Origin of the sequence: Stenotrophomonas sp. SRS1, assembly GCF_026130205.1 — a bacterium.
Lineage (GTDB): Bacteria > Pseudomonadota > Gammaproteobacteria > Xanthomonadales > Xanthomonadaceae > Stenotrophomonas > Stenotrophomonas rhizophila_B.
In genome coordinates, this window is record NZ_JAINFD010000002.1 from 684292 (window position 1) to 707482 (window position 23191).

Genomic DNA, 23191 nt, shown 5'->3' on the forward strand with positions numbered 1-23191 from the left:
CGATCATTGCAGCTTGGCAAGGACCGCGTCGGTCGCTGCGGCGGTACTCACCGCATAACCCTTGGCGGCGAGATCGGCGGTGAACACGCCGTCATCCAGCACGGCATACACCGCTGCCTCGACCGTAGCAGCTTCTTCGTCCAGCCCCAGTGAATGACGCAGCAGCATCGCCGCGCTGAAGATCGTGGCATACGGGTTGGCAATGCCCTTGCCCGCGATGTCCGGTGCCGAGCCATGGATCGGCTCGTAGATGCCCACTGCGCCGGGTTCGCCCAGCGACGCCGAGGGCAGCAGGCCGAGCGAACCGGCCAGCATCGAGGCTTCGTCGGTGAGGATGTCGCCGAACATGTTCTCGGTCACGATCACGTCGTACTCGCGCGGCTTGGCCAGCAGGTGCATGGCCATCGAATCGACCAGCTGGTGCTCCAAGGCGATCTCCGGGAATTCCTCGCGGCCGATGCGCGCAGCGACATCACGCCACAGGCGCGAGGTTTCCAGCACGTTGGCCTTGTCCACCGAGGTGACCTTGCCGCGGCGGGTCTGCGCCAGCCCGAACGCGGTGCGCATGACGCGCTCGATCTCGCCGACGCTGTAGCTGCACAGGTCGCTGGCGGTATCGGCAGTGCGGGTCTTCTCACCGAAGTAGATGCCGCCGGTCAGCTCACGCACGACCACGAAGTCCACGCCCTCCAGCAGCTCGGCCTTGATCGGCGAGGCACCGAGCGCAGCCGCATGCGTGCGCACCGGGCGCAGGTTGGCGTACAGCCCCAGCGCCTTGCGGATCGCCAGCAGGCCCTGCTCCGGGCGGACCTTGGCATTCGGGTCGGACCACTTCGGGCCGCCGACCGCGCCGAGCAGGATGGCGTCTGCCTTGCGGCAAGCGTCCAGCGTGTTGGCCGGCAGCGGCTCGCCGTGGCGATCGATGGCGATGCCACCGATGTCGTGTTCCTGGAACCCGAAGGTGTGTCCGAAACGGGTGGCGACGGCCTCCAGCACCGCCACGGCGGCAGCGGCGACTTCCGGACCGATGCCGTCACCCGGCAATACGACAATCTCAGCGTGCATGTTCACTCTCGTAACGTTCAATGTCAGGGGTACGGCCCAACAGATACCCCAATTGGTCCACGCCTTCCAGCAGACAGGTCTGCGAGAAGCCATCCAGCGGGAAGGCATACACGCGCCCATCGGGGGTGCGCAGTTCGCGCGCGGCCACATCGATGGTCAATTCGTCATCCGGGCGCTGCATCAGCGTCTGCACATCGGCTTCGTCCAGCACGATCGGCAGCAGACCGTTCTTCAGCGCGTTGCCGCGGAAGATATCGGCGATCTCGCTGCTGACGATGGCGCGCAGGCCCAGGTCGGTCAGGGCCCACGGCGCATGCTCACGCGAGGAGCCGCAGCCGAAGTTGCGGCCGGCCAGCAGGATGCTGCGGCCGGCGTTGTGCGGCTGGTTGAAGGCGAACGCCGGGTTCGGCACGCCCTCGCTCTGCCAGCGCCAATCATTGAACGCGTGCTTGCCCAGGCCGACGCGCTCGGTGGTGGACAGAAAGCGCGCCGGAATGATCTGGTCGGTGTCGATGTTGGTCTCGCGCAGCACCACGCTGGTCGAGGTCAGGGTACGGAAGCCGCTCATCAGGCCACCTCCAGCGTGGCATACAGTTCGCGCGGGTCAGCCACGCGGCCGTTCACCGCGGCCCAGGCGGCCGTCATCGGCGAGGCCAGCAGGGTCCGCGAGCCGGGGCCTTGGCGGCCTTCGAAATTCCGATTGCTGGTACTGACCGCCAGTTGTCCCGGCGCGACCAGATCGCCGTTCATGGCGATGCACATCGAACAGCCCGGCTCGCGCCATTCGGCACCGGCCGCGCGCACCACCACATCGATGCCTTCGGCTTCGGCTTGGCGCTTGACGATTTCCGAGCCCGGCACCACCAGCATGCGCACGCTCGGGGCGACGCGGCGGCCCTGCAGCACCTGCGCCACTTCACGCATGTCGCTCAGGCGGCCGTTGGTGCAGGAGCCGACGAAGACCACATCCACCGGCGTGCCGGCCAGAGTCTGCCCGGCGTGGAAGTGCATGTAGTCCAGGCCCTTCTGCGCGGCCGCGTCGTTGGCCGCCGGAATCGGCTGGTCCACGGCGATGGCGGTGCCGGGGTGGGTGCCCCAGGTCAGGGTGGGGCGGATGTCGGCGGCATCGATGTGGACCTCGACATCGAAGCGCGCACCGACATCGCTGCGCAGCTGCGACCACGCGGCCACGGCAGCATCGAATTCGGCGCCCTTGGGACCACGCGGGGTGGCGGCCACCCAGTCGAAGGTGATCTGGTCGGGGGCGACCATGCCTGCACGTGCCCCGGCTTCGATGGACATGTTGCACAACGTCATGCGCTGCTCCATGTCCATCGCTTCGATCGCGCTGCCACGGAACTCCAGCACATGGCCGGTGCCGCCGTTGACGCCGATCACACCGATGATGTGCAGCACCACGTCCTTGGCGCCGACGCCCTGGGCCAGCGCGCCATCGACGGTGATCGCCATCGTCCTGGCTTTGCGCTGCAGCAGGCACTGCGTCGCCAGCACATGGCCGACCTCGCTGGTGCCGATGCCAAAGGCCAGCGCGCCAAATGCACCATGCGTGGAGGTGTGGCTGTCGCCACAGACGATGGTCATGCCGGGCTGGGTGAAGCCCTGCTCAGGGGCGATCACATGCACGATGCCGCGGCTGGCCGACTGCAGGTCGAACAGCTCGATGCCATGCGCGGCGCAGTTGTCGGCCAGCATCGCTACCTGGGCTTCGGAGGCGGCGCTGGCATAGGGCAGCTTGCCGTCGGCGCCGGCCGGCAGGGTGGGGGTGGAGTGATCCATCGTGGCCTTGGTCCGGTCCGGACGGCGCGGAGAGAGGCCGCGCTCGCGCAGTTCGGTGAAGGCCTGCGGTGAGGTCACTTCGTGGATCAGGTGCAGGTCGATGTACAGCACGGCGGGCGCGCTGTCGGTCTCGGGAACGACGACGTGGGCATCCCACAGTTTGTCGTACAGGGTGCGGGGAGCTGGGGTCATGGACTGGCCTTGCTGCAGTTCGGGATACGTAATGGGGTGTTCAGGCCGCGGCGGTGGTCGCGGGCTGCTCAGCTGTCGCATTGCGCTGGCGCAGCAGACGGTTGGCCACCTCCAGCCACGCCAGTGCGGAGGCTTCGATGATGTCGCGGCTGGTGCCGGTGCCTTCGTACTCCACACCCTCGTGGCGTACGCTCAGGTTGGCTTCGCCGCGCGCATCGGCGCCGATGCCCACACTGTGCACGTGGTAGCTGTCCAGCATCAACTGCACGCCGGTGGCGGCCGACAATGCGCCGAACAGCGCGTCGACCGGACCATCGCCCTGCGCCGTCTCGGCCACACGGTTGCCCTCCGGATCGGACAGCTCGACCAGCGCATTGGCGCGGCTGCCGACGTCGCTGATCGTCATCGAGGCCAGCCGGTAGCCGTTCTGGGTGGCGCTGCCCTGCATCAGGGTCTGCAGGTCGGCGTCGGTGACCACGCGCTGCTGCTCGCACAGCGCCTTGAACTGCTCGAAGACGTGCTTCAGCTCCTCCTCGTACAGGAAGAAGCCCAGCGCACGCAGGCGTTGTTCGACCGCAGCGCGGCCACTGTGGCGGCCCAGCACCATCTGCGAGGACTCCCAGCCGACGTCTTCCGGGCGCATGATTTCGTAGGTGCCGCGGTGGCGCAGCATGCCGTGCTGGTGGATGCCCGACTCGTGGGCGAAGGCGTTGGCGCCGACGATCGCCTTGTTGCGCTGGACCGGCATGCCGACCAGGCGCTGCAGCAGCTGCGAGGTGGCCACGATGCGCGGGGTGTTGATGCGCGTGTCTTCGTCGTAGAAGGCATTGCGGACCTTCAGCACCATCGCGATTTCTTCCAGCGAGCAGTTGCCCGCGCGCTCGCCGATACCGTTGACGGTGCATTCGACCTGACGCGCACCGCCTTCGATGGCGGCCAGCGAATTGGCCACGGCCAAGCCCAGATCGTTGTGGCAGTGCGCGCTGAAGATGATGCGGTCGCTGTCCGGCACGCCGGCGATCACGCGCTGGAACATGCCGCGGATCTCTTCCGGCGTGGTGAAGCCCACGGTGTCGGGCAGGTTGATGGTGGTCGCGCCGGCAGCCACGGCCACGCGGGCGACCTCGATCAGGAAGTCCTCCTCGGTCCGCGTGGCATCTTCAGCGGAGAACTCCACATCACCCACGTAGCTGCGGGCCATGCTGACGTGCTTGTGCACCGACTCCAGCACCTGCTCGCGGGTCATGCGCAGCTTGTGCTCGCGGTGCAGCGGGCTGGTCGACAGGAACACATGCAGGCGCGGGTTCGCCGCTGCCTCCAGCGCCTTGGCCGAGGTTTCGATATCGGCGGCCAGGCAGCGCGACAGCACGGCCAGGGTCGGGCGTCGCACTTCGCGGGCGATCATCGCCATCGCTTCGCGGTCGGACTGGGAGCTGGCCGGGAAGCCGGTTTCCATGACATCCACGCCCAGTTCGTCCAGTGCGCGGGCCATCACCAGCTTCTGCTGCGGGCTCATGCTGCAGCCGGGCGATTGCTCGCCGTCGCGCAGGGTGGTGTCGAAAATTCTGATTCGGGGGGAGTTGGGCATGGTCACCAGGAGGTCTCCTCGACGGCAAGGTCGGATGGGATGGCAGAGGTAGGAATCGAAGCGGAAATCGGGGATGTCGCCAGCACGGTTGGTAGGGGCGGGCGTGTTCGCTCGCTGGCACGGCGGCGCGGTTTGCGCGGGGGGCGGGGACGGATATCAGCCAGCAGCTGGGCCAATACCAGCGCATCGATGTTGCCGCCGGAGACCACCGCGCACTTGCGCTTGCCGGCGACGCGGCGACCGGCGGCCAGTGCCAGTGCGCCGGCACCTTCGGCGATGACGTGTTCTTCCAGCGCCAGCCGCACCAGCGTTTCGCGCAGCTCGGCCTCACGCACGATCACGACATCGTCCAGCAGTGCACTGCACAGCTTGCGGGTCAGGAAACCGGGAATCTTCACCTTGACGCCGTCGGCCAGGGTGGCGACCGGGGCGATCTCACGCACGTCGCCGCGGATGGCGCGGGCCATCGAATCGACGCCCTCCACCTGTGCACCGACGATACGCACGCCCTGCGATTTCAGCGCCAGCGCGACGCCGGAGGCCAGGCCACCGCCGCCGATCGGCACGATCACCACGTCCGGCGCATGCGGGGCCAGCTCGATGCCCAAGGTGCCCTGGCCGGCGATCACGTCCGGGTCGTCGAAGGCGGACAGGAAGCGGTAGCCGTGCTGATCGGCCAGGGCACGGGCGAAGGCATAGGCCTCGTCGTAGCTCTCGCCGTGCTGGCGCACCGTGGCGCCCCAGTGGGCGACACCAGCGATCTTGGTGGCCGGTGCACCGTGCGGCATCACCGTAATGGCGGGGATGTTCAAGCGGTAGGCGGCCCACGCCACGCCCTGGGCGTGGTTGCCGGCCGAGGCACAGATGACCGGGCGGTCGTCGCCGCGTTCACGGCCGGCCAGCAGGGCGTTCAACGCACCGCGCACCTTGTAGGAGCCGGTGCGCTGCAGGTTCTCCAGCTTCAGCCAGACGCCGAAACGTTCGGCGTAATGCAGCGGCGTGGGCGGCAGGAAGCGGCGCAGCCGCGCCTGCGCGGCCAGCACATCGGCGACGCTTACATCGCCTACCTCCGGTTCCTGCGGGGTACGGCTAGCCGGCATCACGCACCCGGCCATGGTGATCGTCGCGGAGCGACGCGCGCTGCCACGGCGCGCGGTGCGACGCACGACCGAGAAGACACCTCCGTACCGGCACCGATGCAACGGTGCGGGCGTTCATGCGGATACTCCCGTACCGGGTTCCAGCGCGCTGATGCGCACCGAAACACAGTCGTAGATCTTCTCGATCTGGCGGCGCAGGGTTTCCGGCGGCCGGGTGGAATCGACCACCAGCTGCAGGTGCCAGCGGCCGTCGTCGGCGGCATTGGGCGCACCGGCGATCGCGCGCGGCGCGAAGCCGCGGCGTTCGGCCATGCCGATCACGCGCAGCAGCGCGCCTTCGGCCGGGGTCAGCACCAGGTCAAGCCGGTATTGCATTGGGGAACTCCTGGGACTGATGAGCGGGGTTGCTTTCCAGCATGGTGCTGTTGGCGTTGTTGGGCGGCACCAGCGGCCACACGTTGGCACGCGCATCGATGGCCACATGCAGCAGCGCCGGGCCGGGCTGGGCCAGCATCGCGGCGAGGCCACCTTCGACATCGTCACGCGCTTCGATGCGCCTGGCCGGGATGCCGAACACCTGGGCCAGCGCAGCAAAGTCCGGGTTGTCGGACAGATCGATCTCGCTGTAGCGCTCGGCGAAGAACAGCTCCTGCCACTGGCGGACCATGCCCAGCGAGCTGTTGTCCAGCAGCACGATCTTCACCGGCAGGCGGCAGCGGGCGATGGTGACCAGCTCCTGCACGTTCATCATGAAACTGCCATCGCCGGAGACCAGCACCACGGTGCGATCCGGGCAGGCGAACTGCGCCCCCATCGCCGCGGGCAGGCCGAAGCCCATGGTGCCCAGCGCACCGCTGGTCAGGTGGTTGCGCGGGTGGGTGAAGCGGCAATGCTGGGCGACCCACATCTGATGCTGGCCGACATCGCAGGCGATGATCGCGTCGCTCGGCGCCAGCTCGCTCAGGCGCTTCAGCAGCGCCGGTGCGTAGATGTGCTTGCCCGGTGCGTCGTAGCGCGGGGCGAAGCGTTCACGATGGCCCTGGCAGCGCTTGGCCCAGGCCTCCTGCGTGGCCGGTGCGGTGGCCGCGGCGGTCAGTGCGCGCAGCGCCGTACCGACATTGCCCGGCACCGCGATGTCGGCGGTGCGCAGCTTGGAGATTTCGTACGCATCGGCATCGATATGCACGACGCGGGCAAACGGGGCGAACTCGTTCAACTTGCCGGTCGCGCGGTCATCGAAACGGGCGCCGACCACGACCAGCAGATCGCTTTCCTGCACGGCCATGTTGGCCGCGCGGGTGCCGTGCATGCCCAGCATGCCCAGGTAGTGGGGATGCTGCGGCGGCAGCGCGCCCAGGCCGCGCAGGGTCAGCACGGTCGGAATACGGGTCGCCTCGACGAAGGCACGGAAGTCCTCCACCGCATCGCCCAGCGCCACGCCACCCCCGGCATAGATCACCGGCTTCTCGGCCCCGGCGATGGCGGCGATGGTCTGCGCGATGGCGTCGTCATTCGGGGCAGGCGGTGCGACCACCGTGGACGGCACGTGGTCCGGCAGGTGCGACGCATCGGCCACCTGCACGTCCTTGGGCAGATCGATCAGCACCGGCCCCGGGCGACCCTCGCGGGCGATACGGAACGCATCGGCGACCACCTGCGGCAGGTCATCGACCGAGCGCACCAGCCAGCTGTGCTTGACGATCGGCAGGGTCAGCCCGAACACGTCCAGTTCCTGGAACGCGTCGGTGCCCAGCAGCGGGGTGGCGACCTGGCCGGTGATGCAGACCATCGGCACCGAATCCAGCATCGCATCGGCGATGCCGGTAACCAGGTTGGAGGCGCCCGGACCGGAGGTGGCGACGCACACGCCGACCCGGCCGCTGGCACGGGCGAAGCCGTTGGCGGCCAGGGCGGCGCCCTGCTCGTGGCGGACCAGGATGTGCTTCAGCCCGGAATCCACCAGGGCGTCATAGAACGGCATGATGGTGCCGCCCGGATAGCCGAACAGCGTATGCACGCCCTCGGCTTCCAGGGCCTGCGTCAACCAGCGTGCGCCGTTGCGGGGCGCGGTGCTGTGTGCGGAGGTATTCATGCGGTGACCTTTACGAAAGCGGGTGGGGGAGCCGCGCGTTTACGCGGCTTGACTTTGCAACCAGACCATCTTGGCGCGCAGTTCTTTGCCTACCTTTTCGATCGGGTGCTCCAGGTCGGCCTGCTTGAACTTGTTGTAGTTCGGCAGACCCGCTTCGTACTCGGCCACCCAGTTCTTGGTGAAGGTGCCGTTCTGGATATCGGTCAGTACGTCCTTCATACGCGCCTTGGTACCGGCATCGATCACGCGCGGGCCGCTGACGTAGTCGCCGTACTGCGCGGTCTCGGAGATGAATTCCAGCATGCGGGTGATGCCGCCTTCGTAGAACAGGTCCACGATCAGCTTCAGTTCGTGCAGTACTTCGTAGTAGGCGATTTCCGGCTGGTAGCCGGCTTCGACCAGGGTTTCGAAACCGGCCTGCACCAGTGCCGAAGCGCCACCGCACAGCACGGCCTGCTCGCCGAACAGATCGGTCTCGGTCTCTTCCTTGAAGGTGGTCTGGATCAGGTTGGCGCGCGCGCCGCCCAGCCCACCGGCGTAGGCCAGGGCGAACTCGGCGGCCTTGCCGCTCTTGTCCTGGTAGACCGCCCAGATGCACGGCACGCCGCGGCCGATTTCATACTCGCGGCGGACCAGCGCGCCCGGGCCCTTCGGTGCGACCAGCACCACGTCCAGATCCTCGCGCGGTTTGATCATGTCGAAATGCACGTTCAGACCATGCGCGAACAGCAGCACCGCGCCCTGTTTCATGTTCGGCGCGAGCACGTCTTCGTAGAGCTTCTTCTGCACCATGTCCGGGGTCAGCACGGCGACCAGATCGGCATCCTTCACCGCCTCGGCCGGGGCTTTGACGGTGAAGCCGTCGGCCTGGGCCTTGACCTCGGTAGGACCGCCCGGGCGCAGCCCGACGACGACATCGAAACCGGATTCACGCAGATTCAGCGCGTGCGCGCGGCCCTGGCTGCCGTAGCCGACAACAGCGATCTTGATCTGGGGCAGGTCGTTGGTGCTCATGGGGGAGGTCCTTTGGAGGCAAGAAAAAAAGAGGGCCGACGGTCAGCGACGCGTCGGCCCATCAGGGGAAGGGGTGGCGCCGGCCTGGCCGCGAGCACACGCGAACGCACCCGCCGTGGGGGCGGTGGGCATTGGCTGGCTCGAGGTGGGCTGGCGGGTCATGGTGGAAGGCAACTCAGCGGGGAGGATGGAAATCGACGGGTTCTGAAACGAAAAAACCCGCACCTGGTCGGGTGCGGGTTTTGATGGATACCTGGCAGTCTTGCTTACACGCCGGTCCGTCCCGCACCTGTTGGTTGGGTAATAAGTACGAGGACGAGAAGCGAATGGATGGAGGCCGCGCCGTGGTCGGCGTGCTCGATGGATTCGCGGGTGGCTGTGCGCTGCAACATGAGATTGAGAAAACCACACGGGTTTTGGCGGTGTCAACCCTGGAAAGACAATTTCCATCGGTTTCGCCTGCATCCACCGCAAGGCCCCGCCGTACAAGGATGGTTGCGGCTGAAAGCGTTCCGGTGAACCGGAATTCAGCATTTTGCCGGGCGAGATTGCGCGGATTCGGGGCGGATTTGTGCGAGGTGCATGACCATAGTGGGATGTCCTCCGGCAGCATCTGCCGCCACCATCAGCTTGCTACCCCCTCTCAGGAACCACCCCGTGTCCTCACGCCTTGCCCGCGGCCTGCTCGCCGCCGCCGTCCTGTGTACGCTGCCGGCCGCCGCCATCGCCGCCGACCGGATCACCGGCCACACCTTCGCCACCCGCTCGGAGGTGATCGCCCCGCACGCGATGGCCGCCACCTCCCAGCCCCTGGCCACCCAGATCGCCCTGGACGTGATGAAGTCCGGCGGCTCGGCCGTGGACGCCGCGATCGCGGCCAATGCCGCCCTCGGTTTGATGGAACCCACCGGCAACGGCGTGGGCGGTGATCTGTTCGCGATCGTGTGGGACCCCAAAACCGAGAAGCTGTATGGCTACAACGGCTCGGGCCGCTCGCCGAAGTCGCTGACCCTGGCCGAGTTCCAACGCCGCGGCCTGAAGGAGATCCCGGCGACCGGCCCGCTGCCGGTCTCGGTGCCTGGCGCGGTGGATGGCTGGTTCGCCCTGCACGACCGCTTCGGCCGCAAGCCGATGGCCGACAACCTCGCGCCCGCCATCCGCTACGCCCGCGAGGGCCACCCGGTCGCCGAGGTCATCGCCTACTACTGGGACCGGTCGGTCCCGCGGCTGTCCAAGTACCCCGGTTTCACCGAGCAGTTCACGATCAACGGCCATGCCCCGCGCAAGGGCGAGATGTGGAAGAACCCGAACCTGGCCCACACGCTGGAGCAGATCGCCCAGGGCGGCCGCGATGCCTTCTACAAAGGCGAGATCGCCCGCACCATCGGCACCTACTTCAAGGCCAATGGCGGCTACCTGAGCTATGAGGACATGGCCAGCCATCACGGCGAGTGGGTGGAGCCGGTCAGCAGCAACTACCGTGGCTATGACGTATGGGAACTGCCGCCGAACAGCCAGGGCATCGCCGCGCTGCAGATCCTCAACGTGCTGGAAGGGTACGATTTCTCCAACATCCCCTTCGGCTCGCCCGAGCATGTGCACCTGTTCGTGGAAGCCAAGAAGCTGGCCTTCGCCGACCGCGCGCGCTTTTACACCGACCCGGCGTTCCACCCGGCCCCGGTCGATACGCTGATCTCCAAAGGCTACGCCGCCGAGCGCCGCACGCTGATCTCGATGGACAAGGCGCTGAGTGAAGTGCAGCCGGGGACGCCGAAGCAATTGAAGGAAGGCGACACGATCTACCTGACCGTGGCCGATGCGGACGGCATGATGGTCTCGCTGATCCAGTCCAATTACCGGGGCATGGGCAGCGGCATGGCGCCTCCGGGCCTGGGCTTCATCCTGCAGGACCGCGGCGAGATGTTCGTGCTGCGCAAGGATCACCCGAACGGTTATGCGCCGGGCAAGCGCCCGTTCCAGACCATCATCCCGGGCTTCGTCACCAAGGACGGCAAGCCGTGGATGAGCTTCGGTGTGATGGGTGGTGCGATGCAGCCGCAGGGCCATGCGCAGATCGTGATGAACATGGTCGACTTCGGGATGAATCTGCAGGAAGCCGGCGATGCGCCGCGCATCCAGCATGAGGGCTCGACCGAGCCGACCGGGCAGGCGACGGCGATGAGCGATGGCGGCGAGGTGAATCTGGAAACCGGCTTCCCGTATGAGACGGTGCGCGCGTTGATGCGCAAGGGTCACCGGGTGGTGTTCGCGGATGGTCCGTACGGTGGGTATCAGGCGATCCTGCGGGATCCCGAGTCCGGTGTGTATTACGGGGCGTCGGAAAGCCGAAAGGATGGGCAGGCGGCGGGGTACTGATTCTCTCGTGCTCCGTAGTGCCGACCGTTGGTCGGCAGAAGCGCAGAGCACAGCAGAGCGTAGAGCAGGACGCTCTGGGGCTGCGGGTAGTGGGCCGGCCTGGGTGGGTTTGCGGGACACGCCGTGAATCCGTCCATGGAGGCTCATGTCGCCGCATCCATGCGGCTCATAGTCCCGCCAACTCACCCAGGCCGACCCACCCACAGTGGGTCGGTGCGCATGGCAAAAGCGGTAGAGCCACGCCGTGCGTGGCTCCTTTTTCCTCAACGATGATCCGATGCGTCGGGTGCACGCTGCTGTGCCGAGCGTTGCTCGGCTGCGTTGCCTGAATTACCCCAAGCGCAGTGCGCGGAACGTCGACTGTGTCGAGCTTTGGCTACGCTGCGCGTTGGAACTCTGACACTGTGAGTCGGGCGCGCCTTGTCTAGCACTGCTCGGCGGCTTTACCAGAACCACCTTAAAACTGTGAGCGGGACGGGGCGGGTGGGTTGTCGGGACCATGAGCGCCATGGATGGCGCGACATGAGCCTCCATGGACGGATTCACGGCGTGTCCCGCCAACCCACCCGTCCCGGCCCGCCCACCGATAGCCCGGGAAGCGTGCCGCTCTAAGCGACCAACCCGACCACCCTAAGGCGCCCGAGCCGCCTCATCGCGCGTCTCTTCCTGCGCCGCGATCTCCCGCTCGATCCACTCGTCCATCAACCGCCGCGCGCGCTGCGCACGGCGCCGCTGCAGCGCATGCTCCATATCGAGTACCCGGTACAACGACCACATCACCGCCAGCATCAACAACGCAAACGGCAACGCGGCGATCGTGATCATCCCCTGCAGCGCATTGAGACCGCCGGCCAACAAGAGCACGCCCGCGATCAACGCAATCGCCACGCCCCACACCATCCGGCGCGCCAGGGGCGGATCACCGGATTCCTCCGTCGACATCGTCGCCAGCACCAGCACTGCCGAATCGGCCGAGGTCACGAAGAAGATCATCAACAGCACCAGCGCGATCACCGACAGCACCGTCGGCATCGGCAGGCTGTCGAACATCGTGAACAGCACCGTCTCGTAGCCATTGCCCAGCGCCTGCGCCAGATCCACGTGGCCGAAGATCTGCGACCACAGCGCCGTGCCACCGAATACCGAGAACCACAGGAAGCCCAGCACGCTCGGCGCGATCACCACGCCCAGCACGAACTCGCGGATGCTCCGCCCACGCGAGACGCGTGCGATGAACGAGCCCACGAACGGCGCCCACGCGATCCACCACGCCCAGTAGAAGATCGTCCAGTCCGCCACCCACGTGCTGCCCGAGAATGGGGACATGCGCAGGCTCATCGTCACCAGTGAATTGAGGTACGAGCCGATCGTGGTGGTGAACGTATCGAAGATGAAACCGGTCGGTCCCAGCACGAGGATCAGCGCGAGCAGCAACGCCGCCAGACCGAGATTGAAATTTGACAACCACTTGATGCCGCGGTGCACGCCGCTGGTGGTGGAGGCCATGTACAGCACGAACGCCACCGCGATGATGGTCAGCTGCACCGGCACCGAGGCCTGGATGCCGAACACGCGCTCGAGGCCGGCAGCGATCTGGATCGTGCCGAAGCCCAGCGTCGTGGCCACGCCGATCGCCGTGGCGACCACGGCGGCGACGTTGACGACGGTGCCCATCCAGCCGCGATGCCGGGCGCCGATGATCGGCTGCAGCAGATCGCTGATCAGCCCGCGGCCGTTGCGGTTGAACTGGAACCAGGCCATCGCCAGGCCGATCAGCGCATAGATGGCCCACGGATGCAGGCCCCAATGGAAGAAGGCATAACGCATCGACGCGCGTGCCGCCTCCATGCTCTGCGGCGCCAGTCCCTCGGGCGGCTTCACGAAGTGCGAGATCGGTTCGGCCGCGCCCCAGAACACCAGGCCGATGCCCATGCCAGCGGCGAACAGCATCGACATCCAGCTCGCATTGGAAAAATCAGGCTCGGCATCCTCGCCGCCGATGCGCAGCGAACCGAAGCGGCCGAAGGCCAGGTACATCAGGAACGACAGCGTGATGAACACCACCAGCAGATACAGCCAGCCGGTACTGCGGATGATGGTGGACAGGCCGCTCTGGACAACCTCGTTGAAAGGGCCCGGCGCGAGGCCGGCGATCAGCACCAGCAGTGCGACCAGTGCGATGGAAATGCGGAACACCATGCAGGCGTGTCTCCGATCAGTAGGGGCGAGCCGAGGCTTGCAATCTCCAGCGGCACAACGGCAACGACTGGGGCGGATCAAGCCGGTCGAGGCCGGTCAGTACGGACGTCAATGGCGTCGAGCAGAGCGAGGTGTGCGCACGATCGGGAGGCTACCCCTGACCGCACCGCATACCGCGCTGCAGCATGGTAGTGCATGGCGTGTGGGTGCTCCGTTCACATGCAAAGGCCGATCACGTCACTCTGGGGCCTGGCCGTGCGCCCGTGGGCGTCGCTTTGTGCTCTAATTCGCCCCGAAGCGGGGGTACCGCGGCCCAGTGGCCAAGGTTGAGACAGTCCCTTCGAACCTGATCCGGTTGATACCGGCGTAGGGAAGCTTCGCATCTGCAGATGCATTGCGCCGTAGGGCCACCGCGCCCGGAGACCGCCCGCAATCCGTCCGTCGAGCGCCGCCGTTTCGTCCCTCCCATGCGAATCCCTCGCATAGAACCGCACAGTCCCTGTGCGGGGATTGAACCTAGGACGATGCCTCGATGAACGCACATCTCTCCGCCCTGCAGCAACAGGCCCAGCAACTCTCCGAATCGGTCACGCGACCGATTCCCGGCTCGCACAAGATCCACGTGCAGGGCTCGCGCAGCGACCTGCAGGTGCCGATGCGCGAGATCACGCTGACCCGCACGCCCACCTTGTTCGGCGGCGAAGAGAATGCGCCGGTCACCGTCTACGACACCTCTGGCCCGTACACCGACCCGGCTGTCGCTATCGATCTCTCCGCCGGCCTGCCTGCGCTGCGCGCCGCCTGGGTGGCCGAGCGCGACGATACCGAGGTACTGGATGGGTTGAGCTCCGCATTCGGACGCTCGCGTGAAACCGATGCCCGCCTGGATGCGGTGCGCTTCCCCTCGCGGTTGCAGCCACGCCGTGCACGGGCAGGCGCCAACGTCACCCAGATGCACTACGCGCGCCGCGGCATCATCACGCCGGAGATGGAGTTCGTGGCGATCCGCGAGAACCAGCGCCTCGATGCGATCCGCGACGCCGCACTGCTGAAGCAGCATCCCGGCGAGTCCTTTGGTGCCTCGATCCCCGGGATCATCACTCCCGAGTTCGTCCGCGATGAGATCGCGCGTGGCCGCGCTGTGCTGCCCAACAACATCAACCACCCGGAAAGCGAGCCGATGATCATCGGTCGCAACTTCCTGACCAAGATCAACGCCAACATCGGCAACAGCGCGGTGTCCTCGGGCATTGCCGAAGAGGTGGAAAAGCTGGTCTGGGCGATCCGCTGGGGCGGCGATACCGTGATGGACCTGTCCACCGGCAAGCACATCCATGAAACGCGCGAGTGGATCCTGCGCAACTCGCCGGTGGCGATCGGCACCGTGCCGATCTACCAGGCCCTGGAGAAGGTCGATGGCCGTGCCGAGGAACTGAACTGGGCGATCTTCCGCGACACGCTGATCGAGCAGGCCGAGCAGGGCGTGGACTATTTCACCATCCACGCCGGCGTGCTGCTGCGCTACGTGCCGCTGACCGCCAAGCGCGTGACCGGCATCGTCTCGCGTGGTGGCTCGATCATGGCCAAGTGGTGCCTGGCCCATCACAAGGAGAACTTCCTCTACACGCACTTCGAGGACATCTGCGAGATCATGAAGGCCTACGACGTGACCTTCTCGCTGGGCGACGGCCTGCGCCCGGGCTGTATCGCCGATGCCAACGATGCCGCGCAGTTCGGCGAGCTCGAGACGCTGGGCGAGCTGACGAAGATCGCGTGGAAGCATGATGTGCAGACCATGATCGAAGGCCCCGGCCACGTGCCGATGCAGCTGATCAAGGAAAACATGGACAAGCAGCTGCGCGAGTGCGGTGAAGCGCCGTTCTATACGTTGGGCCCGCTGACCACCGATATCGCGCCGGGCTACGACCACATCACCAGTGCGATCGGTGCGGCCATGATCGGCTGGTACGGCACGGCGATGCTCTGCTATGTCACCCCGAAGGAACACCTGGGCTTGCCCAACCGCCAGGACGTACGCGACGGCATCATGGCCTACCGCATTGCTGCGCACGCCTCGGACCTGGCCAAGGGCCACCCCGGCGCGCAGGTCCGCGACAACGCGTTGAGCAAGGCGCGTTTTGAATTCCGGTGGGAGGACCAGTTCCACCTTGGGCTGGATCCGGAGAAGGCCAAGGAATTCCATGACGAGACGCTGCCCAAGGATGCGCACAAGCTCGCCCACTTCTGCTCGATGTGCGGCCCGCACTTCTGTTCGATGAAGATCACCCAGGATGTGCGTGACTATGCGGCGGGGCAGGGCCTGGATGCGCAGCAGGCGTTGGAGGCCGGCATGGCCGAGAAGTCCGCGCAGTTCCGGGATCTCGGGGCGCAGGTGTATCGCCAGGAGTAAGGCACCGGCCGTGGCGGGGCGCGCCGCCACGGCCATCATCCGTCGGCGGCGTGATTCCAGCTAAGCTCGGCGCGACCAGGCAGGGGCGGGGACGACGATGGCGATAGCACGCAGCACCAAATGGCTGGCCATCGCGCGCCGGCATCCCTCTGCCTGGCTGTTGGCCGTACAACTGCTCGGCGTGTTGTTGTACCCGGCGATGGATGAGGCCGGCGCCAGTCGCGCGCTGTTTGGTGCGTTCGGCATCGCCGTGCTCGGCCTGGCCTTGTGGGTGGTCCGACGCAGCCCGCTCGGGATGTGGGTGGCATTGCTGCTGGCGATCCCCTCGGTGGTGTTCTCCATCGCCGGCGCCCTGTTGGATCGCCCGGCGCTGGTCACCACCGCGCAGCTGCTCGAATGCCTGCTGTATCTGTATACGGCCGGCAGCCTGATCGCCTACATGCTCCAGGACCACAAGGTGACCCGTGACGAGCTGTTCGCCGCGGGCGCGACCTTCACGCTGCTGGCGTGGGCCTTCGCCTTCGCCTTCTCGGTGTGCCAACAGTGGTATCCCGGCAGTTTCATGGCCACCAGCGAGACAGAACTGCGTACCTGGATGGAGTTGCTTTATCTCAGCTTCAGCTTGCTGTCCGGGGTGGGACTCAGTGATGTGATTCCTGTCCATCCGCAGGCGCGGGCATTGGTCATGCTGGAGCAGTTTGCAGGCGTGATGTACGTCGCATTGGTGGTTTCGCGCCTGGTCGGATTGACCATGATCCGGCGCATACAAAACTGAATCGCACATAAAAAATTCGCGCCCGAAGGCGCGAATACTGAATCAGTTTATGTAATTTCGTCGGCGAGAGAGAGCCTGATGTTGGCCGCACGCACAGCTGCGGTTAACCCACATAGGCTAGTATTCGCGGCCTTCAGTTGTTTTGCGCTTTGCGCTGATGGTTTGTGCGGAATCTGGCGGTTCGTTCGATCGGTGTCGATTGTGATGAATGCTGCGTTCCAGTAGTCCTGCATTCACTCGTGTCACCGGAATGATCAACAACGACAGTGAGCGCCCCGCCGCCGATGTAGTCCGAATCGGCGATTGCACCGTAGTACTTTCCTCCCGGGAAGTCATGGTGGTGGGCGTGCGTCGCCCGCGTCGTCTCACTCCGAAGGCACTGGGTGTCTTGAAGGCGCTGATGCGCTCGCCCGGTACCGTGGTGACGCGCGATGAACTGTTCGCCGAGGTGTGGCCCGATACGCTGCCGACCAATGACGTGCTGACCCAGGCCGTCACCCAGTTGCGCAAAGCCTTCGCCACTGACGAAGACGCCGGCACCACCTACATCGAGACCATCGCCAAGACCGGTTACCGCCTGCTGGTACCCGTGAGCGTGGTCGACGAGGCGCGCGGCCTGGCCGACGCGGAAGAGACGGGCGCGGACGTCATCAGCGACGACGGTGCACCTCGCCCCGTCACCGGTGTTCCCGCCAAGCGCGTCGCCAGCCCGATGCGCCGGCGCTGGCGCCGCATCCGCCGGTATGTGCTGCTGGCGATCGGCCTGACGATGATGATCGCGCTGCTGGTCATGGCCGCCCTGCTGGTGCAGCGCGAGCGGCCTGCAACGGCGGTGGAAGCGGCGGTGGAAGACGGCACGCGCGTGATCGGCAGCCCGGAACGGCCCTATCGCCTGATCACCGCCTCGGCCGGCTTTGAAACGTACCCCACCTTGTCTCCGGATGGTTCGCAGGTTGCCTACGAAGCCGGCATGCCGTCGCGCGAAGGCAACGTCATCAAGGTCCAGACCTCGGGCAATGCGCCGGCGCGGGTGCTGATGGATACCCCGGATACCTACTCGGACCGGTTCCCCAACTGGTCGCCCAATGGCCGTGATATCGCCTTCGCGCGGTTCGGTCCGGACGGCAGCTGTGAAGTCCTCATCGCCAGTGCCACCGGCGGCGCACTGCGCCACGTCACCCGTTGCGATGGCACCGAACTGCTCAGTTTCGATTGGACGCCGGACGGCCGCGGCCTGCTGTTCGGCTCACTGTCGGGCAAGTACGCGCACCGTGGCATCCGTACCTTCAACCTGGCCAGTGGCAGTTGGAGCGCCCTGGACTACGACATGGATCCGGACAGCTTCGAATACGCCCCGCGCTATTCGCCGGATGGGCGTTGGATCGTGTTCGTGCGCAATCCCCAGGTCGGCGATCTGTGGCGGATTCCGGCCGGGGGTGGGGTGCCGGAACAACTGACCAACGATTCGGCGGAGATCCGTGGCTGGGCCTGGCGCAGCGACAGCCGCCACATCGTGTTCGGCCGCCGCGTCGACAGCGAAGCGCGCTTGTATGAACTGGATACGCGCACCCATACGCTGCGTGACCTGGGGCTGGACGATGCGCAGTCACCGGCGTTGTCGCGCAGCAACAACATGTTGGCCTTCATGCACCGGCGTGCGCAGTTCGGCTTGTTCAAGGTGCCTATCGGCGCCGATGGCCCAGGCGTGCCCGAACGGCTGTTCGCCTCCGGTGGCCGCGATGCGCAGCCGATGATCGCGCCGGATGGTCGCCAATTGGTCTTCAGTTCCAATCGCTCCGGCAGCTACTCCTTGTGGTGGGCCGATCTGCAACGTCCCGAATCACTGCGCCCGATCGAGGGCCTGCGCCCGGAAACCCGCCAGATTCCGGACTGGTCGCGCGACAGCCACCATCTGTTGGTGCTGGGGCGCGATGAACATGCCAATCCGGCCGTGTTCGAAGTCTCACCGCGTGACGATCAGATCGTGCGGCTGGCGGTGCCGGCAGCGCAGCCGCTGCAGGCGCTGTACGGGCAACTGCCCGGGCAGATGCTGGTGGTGGAGCGCGATGAGGATGAGCGGATGCGCCTGTCCCTGTTTGATCGGACCACCACGCCGTGGCGCCTGTTGGGCAGCATCGATGGTGTCTCCCAGGCACGCTACGACGTGGCCGGGGAGCGCGTGCTGTTTACCCGCCTGTCGGCCAGTGGTCTGTGGTCGGCCGATGCGGCACTCACCCCGCAGAGTATCCGCCAGGTGCGTGACGACCAGCCGTCGCGGTGGCGTTATCGGGCATGGGCCGTGTCGGGTAGCGGTCAGATCGATTACCTGTCCAATCGTGCCGACTGTGCCACGGCGTTCGCGCGACTCAGTGCGGCCACCACCGACACCGGTGCCTGCCTGGACGCCGAGCGGCTCGGCACGGGCAACGGATTCAGCGCCAGCCCGGACGGCAGTGCCGTGTATGTGGCCCTGGCGGTGGCCGACGGCTCCGACATCGGCATCATGAACCTGCCCGAGCCGACCTCCTCGTTCTTCCCTGCATTCTCCAACCTCATGTTTATGAAGGGAAAAGATCCTTCGTAAGTTCTTCGTGAGGTTGTCGTGGCGAATTCGGATCAATCTCGCCAAGACGTCCTGAGAGAAGTGGCCTGACTTGGCAAAACTGCACGCCAGCAAAGGCAAACACACGGTGCAGTCATGCGTCAGCTCTCCTTGGCCGATCGCGGTCAATCTCTCTCCCTGGACAAGATCGCCGACGACGGCGTGCTGCCGAGTTGTCTCGGGGTTGCCCGCCTGGGCAGCCTGCAGACGGCCGGCACGACGTTCACGGTGTGGATGCAGGTGCGTGGCAGCGCGTGGGTTGAATCCAAGGAGGGCAAGTTCCGCCTGCGCCAGCGCGAGTGGATCGCCTTCGAGAAAGACTCCAAGCCGATGGTGCAGGCCGGACGTGACGGGCTGTGCATCGGCCTGAGCCTGTCGCCCGATGCCCTGCGTGCGCTGGGTGAACTGGTCGACTGCAACCTCTATGCCGGGCGCGGCACCATGACGCGCGGTGAGATGCGGGTGGCGATGCGCCTGTGGCGCGATGCGCTGGACAGCGACCGCCCGATGCAGGCCCTGCGTCCGGCCCTGCTGCACCTGGCCGCCCTGCAGCAGGGCATGGCCACCGGCGTGCAGCGCTGCCCGGGCCGTTCGCGCAGCCGCAAGCGTCAGGTCTTCGGCCGCATGCAGCGTGCGCGCCTCTATCTGGAAGGCAACAGCCACCGCGTGGTGCGCATCGGTGAACTGGCCGAACTCACCAACTTCTCCAGCTGGTACCTTTCCAAGACGTTCCAGAGCCTGTATGCAGAGAGTCCGCAATCGCTCTCCGCACGGCTGCGACTGGAGCGTGCGGCCGATCTGCTGCGTGACACCGACATGATGGTGGGTGAGGTTGCCGCGGCCAGTGGATTTGACAACTGCTGCAGCTTCGCACGGGCGTTTCGAGCACGTTTTGGGCTGTCCGCGTCACGCTACCGTGAGGCAGGTGCGAACCTGTCGCCAGATTCGGCAAAGCCATTGGTTGCATCACGCAAATAATTAACTGCAACGCAATCGTAACTTTCCGAGGCGGTTTAACACGCTACTAACGTACCTCGGAGAGATAAATGAATTTTCGTACTCCCGCAGTGCGGCTGGGCCTTCTGCCCGCCGGCATTGCGCTTGCGCTGACGCCGACCTTCGCTTCCGCACAGGAAGCCAAGGGCGCGACCGACCTGGATCGCATTGAAGTCACTGGTTCGCGCATTCGTGGCGCCAACATGGAGACGCAGCAGCCGATCCTGACCATGACCCGTGAAGCCCTGGAAAAGCAGGGTTACACCTCCGTCGCCGACGTGCTGCAGAACATGACCTCGGCCGGTTCCCCGGCCATCTCGCGTTCGGAATCGCTGGCATCGGGCGAGGACGTGGGCGGTTACTACGTCGACATCCGCAACCTCGGCGCGCAGCGTACGCTGGTGCTGATGAACGGCAAGCGCCTCGGCGCGTCCACCTCGGGTCTGCAGGACCTGAGCCAGATCCCGATGGCCGCCATCGAGCGCATCGAGATCCTGAAGGACGGTGCATCGTCCATCTACGGCTCCGACGCCATCGCCGGCGTGGTCAACGTGATCACCCGCAAGCGTGTGGACGGCGGCGAAGCCAGCGTCTACTTCGGCCAGTACGGCCAGGGCGACGGTTCGACCAATCAGTACTCCTTCACCCTGGGTTCGCAGGGCGAGCGCGGCGGCGTCACCATGGCCGCCGAGTACTACAAGGCTGATCCGGTCTGGGCGAAGGATCGTTTCTTCAGCCGTGACGGCAATGCCGGCCCGAACTACCCGGGCTCGGGCAACAGCCCGATCAACCAGAACGGCGCGTTCTGCGATCCCTGCCTGACCCCGGACCTGGAAGAAGGTCAGCCGGGTTACGTCGGTTCGGCCGACCAGCGCTGGTTCACCCTGCGCGAAGGTGGCGATCCGACCAACCGTGCTGATTACCGCGCCGAAACGTCGGCCGACCGCGTCAATGCCAACCAGCAGATGATGGTCCAGACCGGTATCGAGCGTAAGTCCGTGTACGTCAACGGCAACTACGATCTGACCGATTCGATCACCTTCAACGCCGACGTGCTCTACAACGAGCGCACCACGGACCAGCAGATCGCCGGTTACCCGTACCAGTCGCAGGCCTTCGGCACCCCGCTGTCGGCTGACAGCGCCTTCAACCCGACCGGTGCAGACGTCGATTTCCGTCGTCGCCTGTGGGAAATGCCGCGTACCACCGAGAGCCAGCTGAAGACCCTGCGCTTCGCGCCGACCGTCAGCGGCTACTTCGAATTCGCCGGCAAGACCTGGGATTGGGACGTCGGTGCGCTGTGGAACCGTAACGAATCGACCAAGACCGGTCATGGCGACATGAGCCTGATCGCGTCGCGCCAGGCCCTGGGTGCTTCGTACATCGACGCCAACGGCGTTGCGCAGTGCGGTTCGCCGGGTGATGCCGTCGGCAGCTGCCGTCCGTGGAACCCGCTGCTGCCGTACGGCGTCGCAGGCCCGGGCTCGCTGGCCGATGCGGCCACGCAGGCCTTCCTGTTCCCGTACTTCACCGACACCGGTTACACCAAGACCACCAGCTACACCGCCAACCTGTCCGGCTCGCTGTTCGAGCTGCCGGCCGGCGAAGTGGGTATCGCGATGGGCGTGGAGCACCGTAAGGAAGAAGGCCGCTTCTCGCCGGACGCGTTCGCGCAGTCGGGTGAGTCGACCGGTCTGGGCGCTCAGACCACCCAGGGCAACTACGAGCTGGACGAGTTCTACCTCGAACTGAACGTGCCGATCCTGGCGGACGTGCCGTTCGCCAAGGAACTGACCCTGAACGCTGCCAGCCGCTACTCGGACTACAGCAACTTCGGCGACACCATCAACTCCAAGTTCGGCTTCACCTGGCGTCCGATCGACGAACTGCTGGTCCGCGGCACCTACGCCGAAGGCTTCCGCGCGCCGTCGATCAACGATCTGTACGGCGGCCTGAACAGCAGCTTCGAGTCGTACACCGATCCGTGCGGCATCACCGCGCCGGGCAGCGTCAACGGCAATGCTTCGTGCTCCGCCGCTGGCGTGCCGGTCGGCTACACGCAGGTGGGCCAGGGTCTGACCCCGTGCACCGCGACGCCGTGCGCCACCCCGGACCAGTTCATCTCGGGCTCCAACGAGAACCTGAAGCCGGAAACCTCGAAGAGCACCACCTTCGGTATGGTCTGGAGCCCGCGTTGGGTGCAGGGCCTGGACATCTCGCTGGATTGGTACAAGTACGAAATCAGCGACATGATCATCGCTGACAGCGTCGACCGCATCCTGCGTGAGTGCTACGTCGCCGGTGATGCATCGCGTTGCGCCAGCCACACCCGCGCAGCCGATGGCCACATCAACTCGATGACCTACGGCCTGGCCAATCTGGGCCGCATGGAAACCGAAGGCTACGACCTGGGTATCAAGTACCGCCTGCCGGAACTGTCCATCGGTCAGTTCGCCATCGATTGGCAGACCAGCTACCTGTCCAAGTACGACGAAGAAACCCAGAACGGTGAAGGCAACACGGTCATGCAGGGTCGCGTTGGCGATGCCGGCCTGTTCCGCGTCCGCTCGAACGTTGGTGTCACCTGGTCGCGCGGCGATTTCGGCGTGTCCTACATGGCCCGTTACTACTCGGGCATGAAGGAAGACTGCGTGGCTGCACGTCCGTGCACCCTGCCGGACCGTTACGTCGACGGCGATGCAATGCCGGTCCGCAAGACGGGTTCGAACACGTTCCACGACCTGCAGGTCAGCTACAACGCGCCGTGGGATGCCACGATCGCGGTGGGCGCGAACAATCTGTTCGACAAGCAGGGTCCGATCATGTTCACGCAGCCGAACTCGAGCTTCGCCTACTACGGTGGCTTCGACATCGGTCGCTTCCTGTACATGAAGTACACCCAGCGCTTCTGATCCATCGAAGCATTGGTGCAGACAAAGGAGGGCGGACCGCAAGGTCCGCCCTCTTTTCGTTGTGGATCCACCA

General features: G+C 65.9%; 15 protein-coding genes and 1 riboswitch. Of the genes, 6 read left to right on the forward strand and 9 right to left on the reverse strand.

The genetic code is table 11. The annotated features are described in order from the left end of the window. Positions 1 to 3: 3 nt before the first annotated feature. From leuB to ilvC, 8 genes are all read right to left on the reverse strand, one after another. Positions 4 to 1065, reverse strand: a complete 1062-nt coding sequence (leuB, locus tag K4043_RS08715) for a 3-isopropylmalate dehydrogenase (RefSeq protein WP_265308997.1) — start codon at positions 1063 to 1065, stop codon at positions 4 to 6. Next, the gene (gene leuD / locus K4043_RS08720; protein WP_265308998.1) at positions 1055 to 1633 is read right to left on the reverse strand and encodes a 3-isopropylmalate dehydratase small subunit; all 579 of its coding nucleotides are present in this window, start codon (positions 1631 to 1633) and stop codon (positions 1055 to 1057) included. Before leuD ends, leuB begins: the two co-directional genes overlap by 11 nt. Next, positions 1633 to 3054 carry a 3-isopropylmalate dehydratase large subunit gene (gene leuC, locus K4043_RS08725; RefSeq protein WP_265308999.1) on the reverse strand — a complete coding sequence of 474 codons (1422 nt, stop codon included), beginning with the start codon at positions 3052 to 3054 and terminating at the stop codon, positions 1633 to 1635. Before leuC ends, leuD begins: the two co-directional genes overlap by 1 nt. A gap of 40 nt (positions 3055 to 3094) precedes the next feature. Further along, entirely contained in the window at positions 3095 to 4642 is a 1548-nt protein-coding gene (locus K4043_RS08730; RefSeq protein ID WP_123730258.1) for a 2-isopropylmalate synthase, read from the reverse strand. 2 nt (positions 4643 to 4644) lie between these two features. Continuing rightward, a complete protein-coding gene (locus tag K4043_RS08735; protein ID WP_265309319.1) occupies positions 4645 to 5742 on the reverse strand; it encodes a threonine dehydratase in 1098 nt (365 codons plus the stop codon). 114 nt (positions 5743 to 5856) lie between these two features. Continuing rightward, positions 5857 to 6117, reverse strand: a complete 261-nt coding sequence (locus K4043_RS08740) for an ACT domain-containing protein (protein WP_070473596.1) — start codon at positions 6115 to 6117, stop codon at positions 5857 to 5859. Beyond that, entirely contained in the window at positions 6101 to 7834 is a 1734-nt protein-coding gene (gene ilvG, locus K4043_RS08745; protein WP_265309001.1) for an acetolactate synthase 2 catalytic subunit, read from the reverse strand. Before ilvG ends, K4043_RS08740 begins: the two co-directional genes overlap by 17 nt. Positions 7835 to 7873: 39 nt before the next feature. Further along, entirely contained in the window at positions 7874 to 8848 is a 975-nt protein-coding gene (gene ilvC, locus K4043_RS08750) for a ketol-acid reductoisomerase (protein ID WP_070473592.1), read from the reverse strand. Positions 8849 to 9505: 657 nt separating this feature from the next. Between ilvC and ggt the strand changes: the two genes are divergently transcribed. Continuing rightward, positions 9506 to 11224: a gamma-glutamyltransferase gene (ggt, locus tag K4043_RS08755; RefSeq protein WP_265309003.1), complete on the forward strand. Its 1719-nt coding sequence runs from the start codon at positions 9506 to 9508 to the stop codon at positions 11222 to 11224. 630 nt (positions 11225 to 11854) lie between these two features. Here the strand turns inward: ggt and K4043_RS08760 are convergent. Continuing rightward, positions 11855 to 13423, reverse strand: a complete 1569-nt coding sequence (locus K4043_RS08760) for a BCCT family transporter (protein WP_123730260.1) — start codon at positions 13421 to 13423, stop codon at positions 11855 to 11857. Positions 13424 to 13712: 289 nt separating this feature from the next. Further along, a riboswitch (TPP riboswitch) is annotated at positions 13713 to 13814 on the forward strand. A 141-nt stretch (positions 13815 to 13955) separates the two neighbouring features. Between K4043_RS08760 and thiC the strand changes: the two genes are divergently transcribed. The 5 genes from thiC to K4043_RS08785 all read left to right on the forward strand — a co-directional run bounded on the left by thiC (position 13956) and on the right by K4043_RS08785 (position 23118). After that, on the forward strand, positions 13956 to 15833 hold the full coding sequence (gene thiC / locus K4043_RS08765; RefSeq protein WP_265309005.1) for a phosphomethylpyrimidine synthase ThiC: 1878 nt from the start codon (positions 13956 to 13958) through the stop codon (positions 15831 to 15833). Between the two features lie 97 nt (positions 15834 to 15930). After that, positions 15931 to 16608 (forward strand): ion channel, encoded by a 678-nt coding sequence (locus K4043_RS08770; protein ID WP_123730262.1) that lies wholly within the window; start codon positions 15931 to 15933, stop codon positions 16606 to 16608. A gap of 250 nt (positions 16609 to 16858) precedes the next feature. Then, positions 16859 to 19192, forward strand: coding sequence for a winged helix-turn-helix domain-containing protein (locus tag K4043_RS08775; RefSeq protein WP_265309007.1), 2334 nt, complete (start codon positions 16859 to 16861; stop codon positions 19190 to 19192). Between the two features lie 114 nt (positions 19193 to 19306). Next, positions 19307 to 20188: a helix-turn-helix transcriptional regulator gene (locus tag K4043_RS08780; RefSeq protein WP_123730264.1), complete on the forward strand. Its 882-nt coding sequence runs from the start codon at positions 19307 to 19309 to the stop codon at positions 20186 to 20188. Positions 20189 to 20256: 68 nt separating this feature from the next. After that, on the forward strand, positions 20257 to 23118 hold the full coding sequence (locus K4043_RS08785) for a TonB-dependent receptor (RefSeq protein ID WP_123730265.1): 2862 nt from the start codon (positions 20257 to 20259) through the stop codon (positions 23116 to 23118). The last annotated feature ends 73 nt before the right edge of the window (positions 23119 to 23191 follow it).

Coding starts and splice junctions, on each gene's coding strand:
- leuB (WP_265308997.1), bottom strand. CDS start 1,065: ATGCACGCTGAGATTGTCGTATTGCCGGGTGACGGCATCGGTCCGGAA.
- leuD (WP_265308998.1), bottom strand. CDS start 1,633: ATGAGCGGCTTCCGTACCCTGACCTCGACCAGCGTGGTGCTGCGCGAG.
- leuC (WP_265308999.1), bottom strand. CDS start 3,054: ATGACCCCAGCTCCCCGCACCCTGTACGACAAACTGTGGGATGCCCAC.
- K4043_RS08730 (WP_123730258.1), bottom strand. CDS start 4,642: ATGCCCAACTCCCCCCGAATCAGAATTTTCGACACCACCCTGCGCGAC.
- K4043_RS08735 (WP_265309319.1), bottom strand. CDS start 5,742: ATGCCGGCTAGCCGTACCCCGCAGGAACCGGAGGTAGGCGATGTAAGC.
- K4043_RS08740 (WP_070473596.1), bottom strand. CDS start 6,117: ATGCAATACCGGCTTGACCTGGTGCTGACCCCGGCCGAAGGCGCGCTG.
- ilvG (WP_265309001.1), bottom strand. CDS start 7,834: ATGAATACCTCCGCACACAGCACCGCGCCCCGCAACGGCGCACGCTGG.
- ilvC (WP_070473592.1), bottom strand. CDS start 8,848: ATGAGCACCAACGACCTGCCCCAGATCAAGATCGCTGTTGTCGGCTAC.
- K4043_RS08760 (WP_123730260.1), bottom strand. CDS start 13,423: ATGGTGTTCCGCATTTCCATCGCACTGGTCGCACTGCTGGTGCTGATC.
- thiC (WP_265309005.1), top strand. CDS start 13,956: ATGAACGCACATCTCTCCGCCCTGCAGCAACAGGCCCAGCAACTCTCC.
- K4043_RS08770 (WP_123730262.1), top strand. CDS start 15,931: ATGGCGATAGCACGCAGCACCAAATGGCTGGCCATCGCGCGCCGGCAT.
- K4043_RS08775 (WP_265309007.1), top strand. CDS start 16,859: ATGATCAACAACGACAGTGAGCGCCCCGCCGCCGATGTAGTCCGAATC.
- K4043_RS08780 (WP_123730264.1), top strand. CDS start 19,307: ATGCGTCAGCTCTCCTTGGCCGATCGCGGTCAATCTCTCTCCCTGGAC.
- K4043_RS08785 (WP_123730265.1), top strand. CDS start 20,257: ATGAATTTTCGTACTCCCGCAGTGCGGCTGGGCCTTCTGCCCGCCGGC.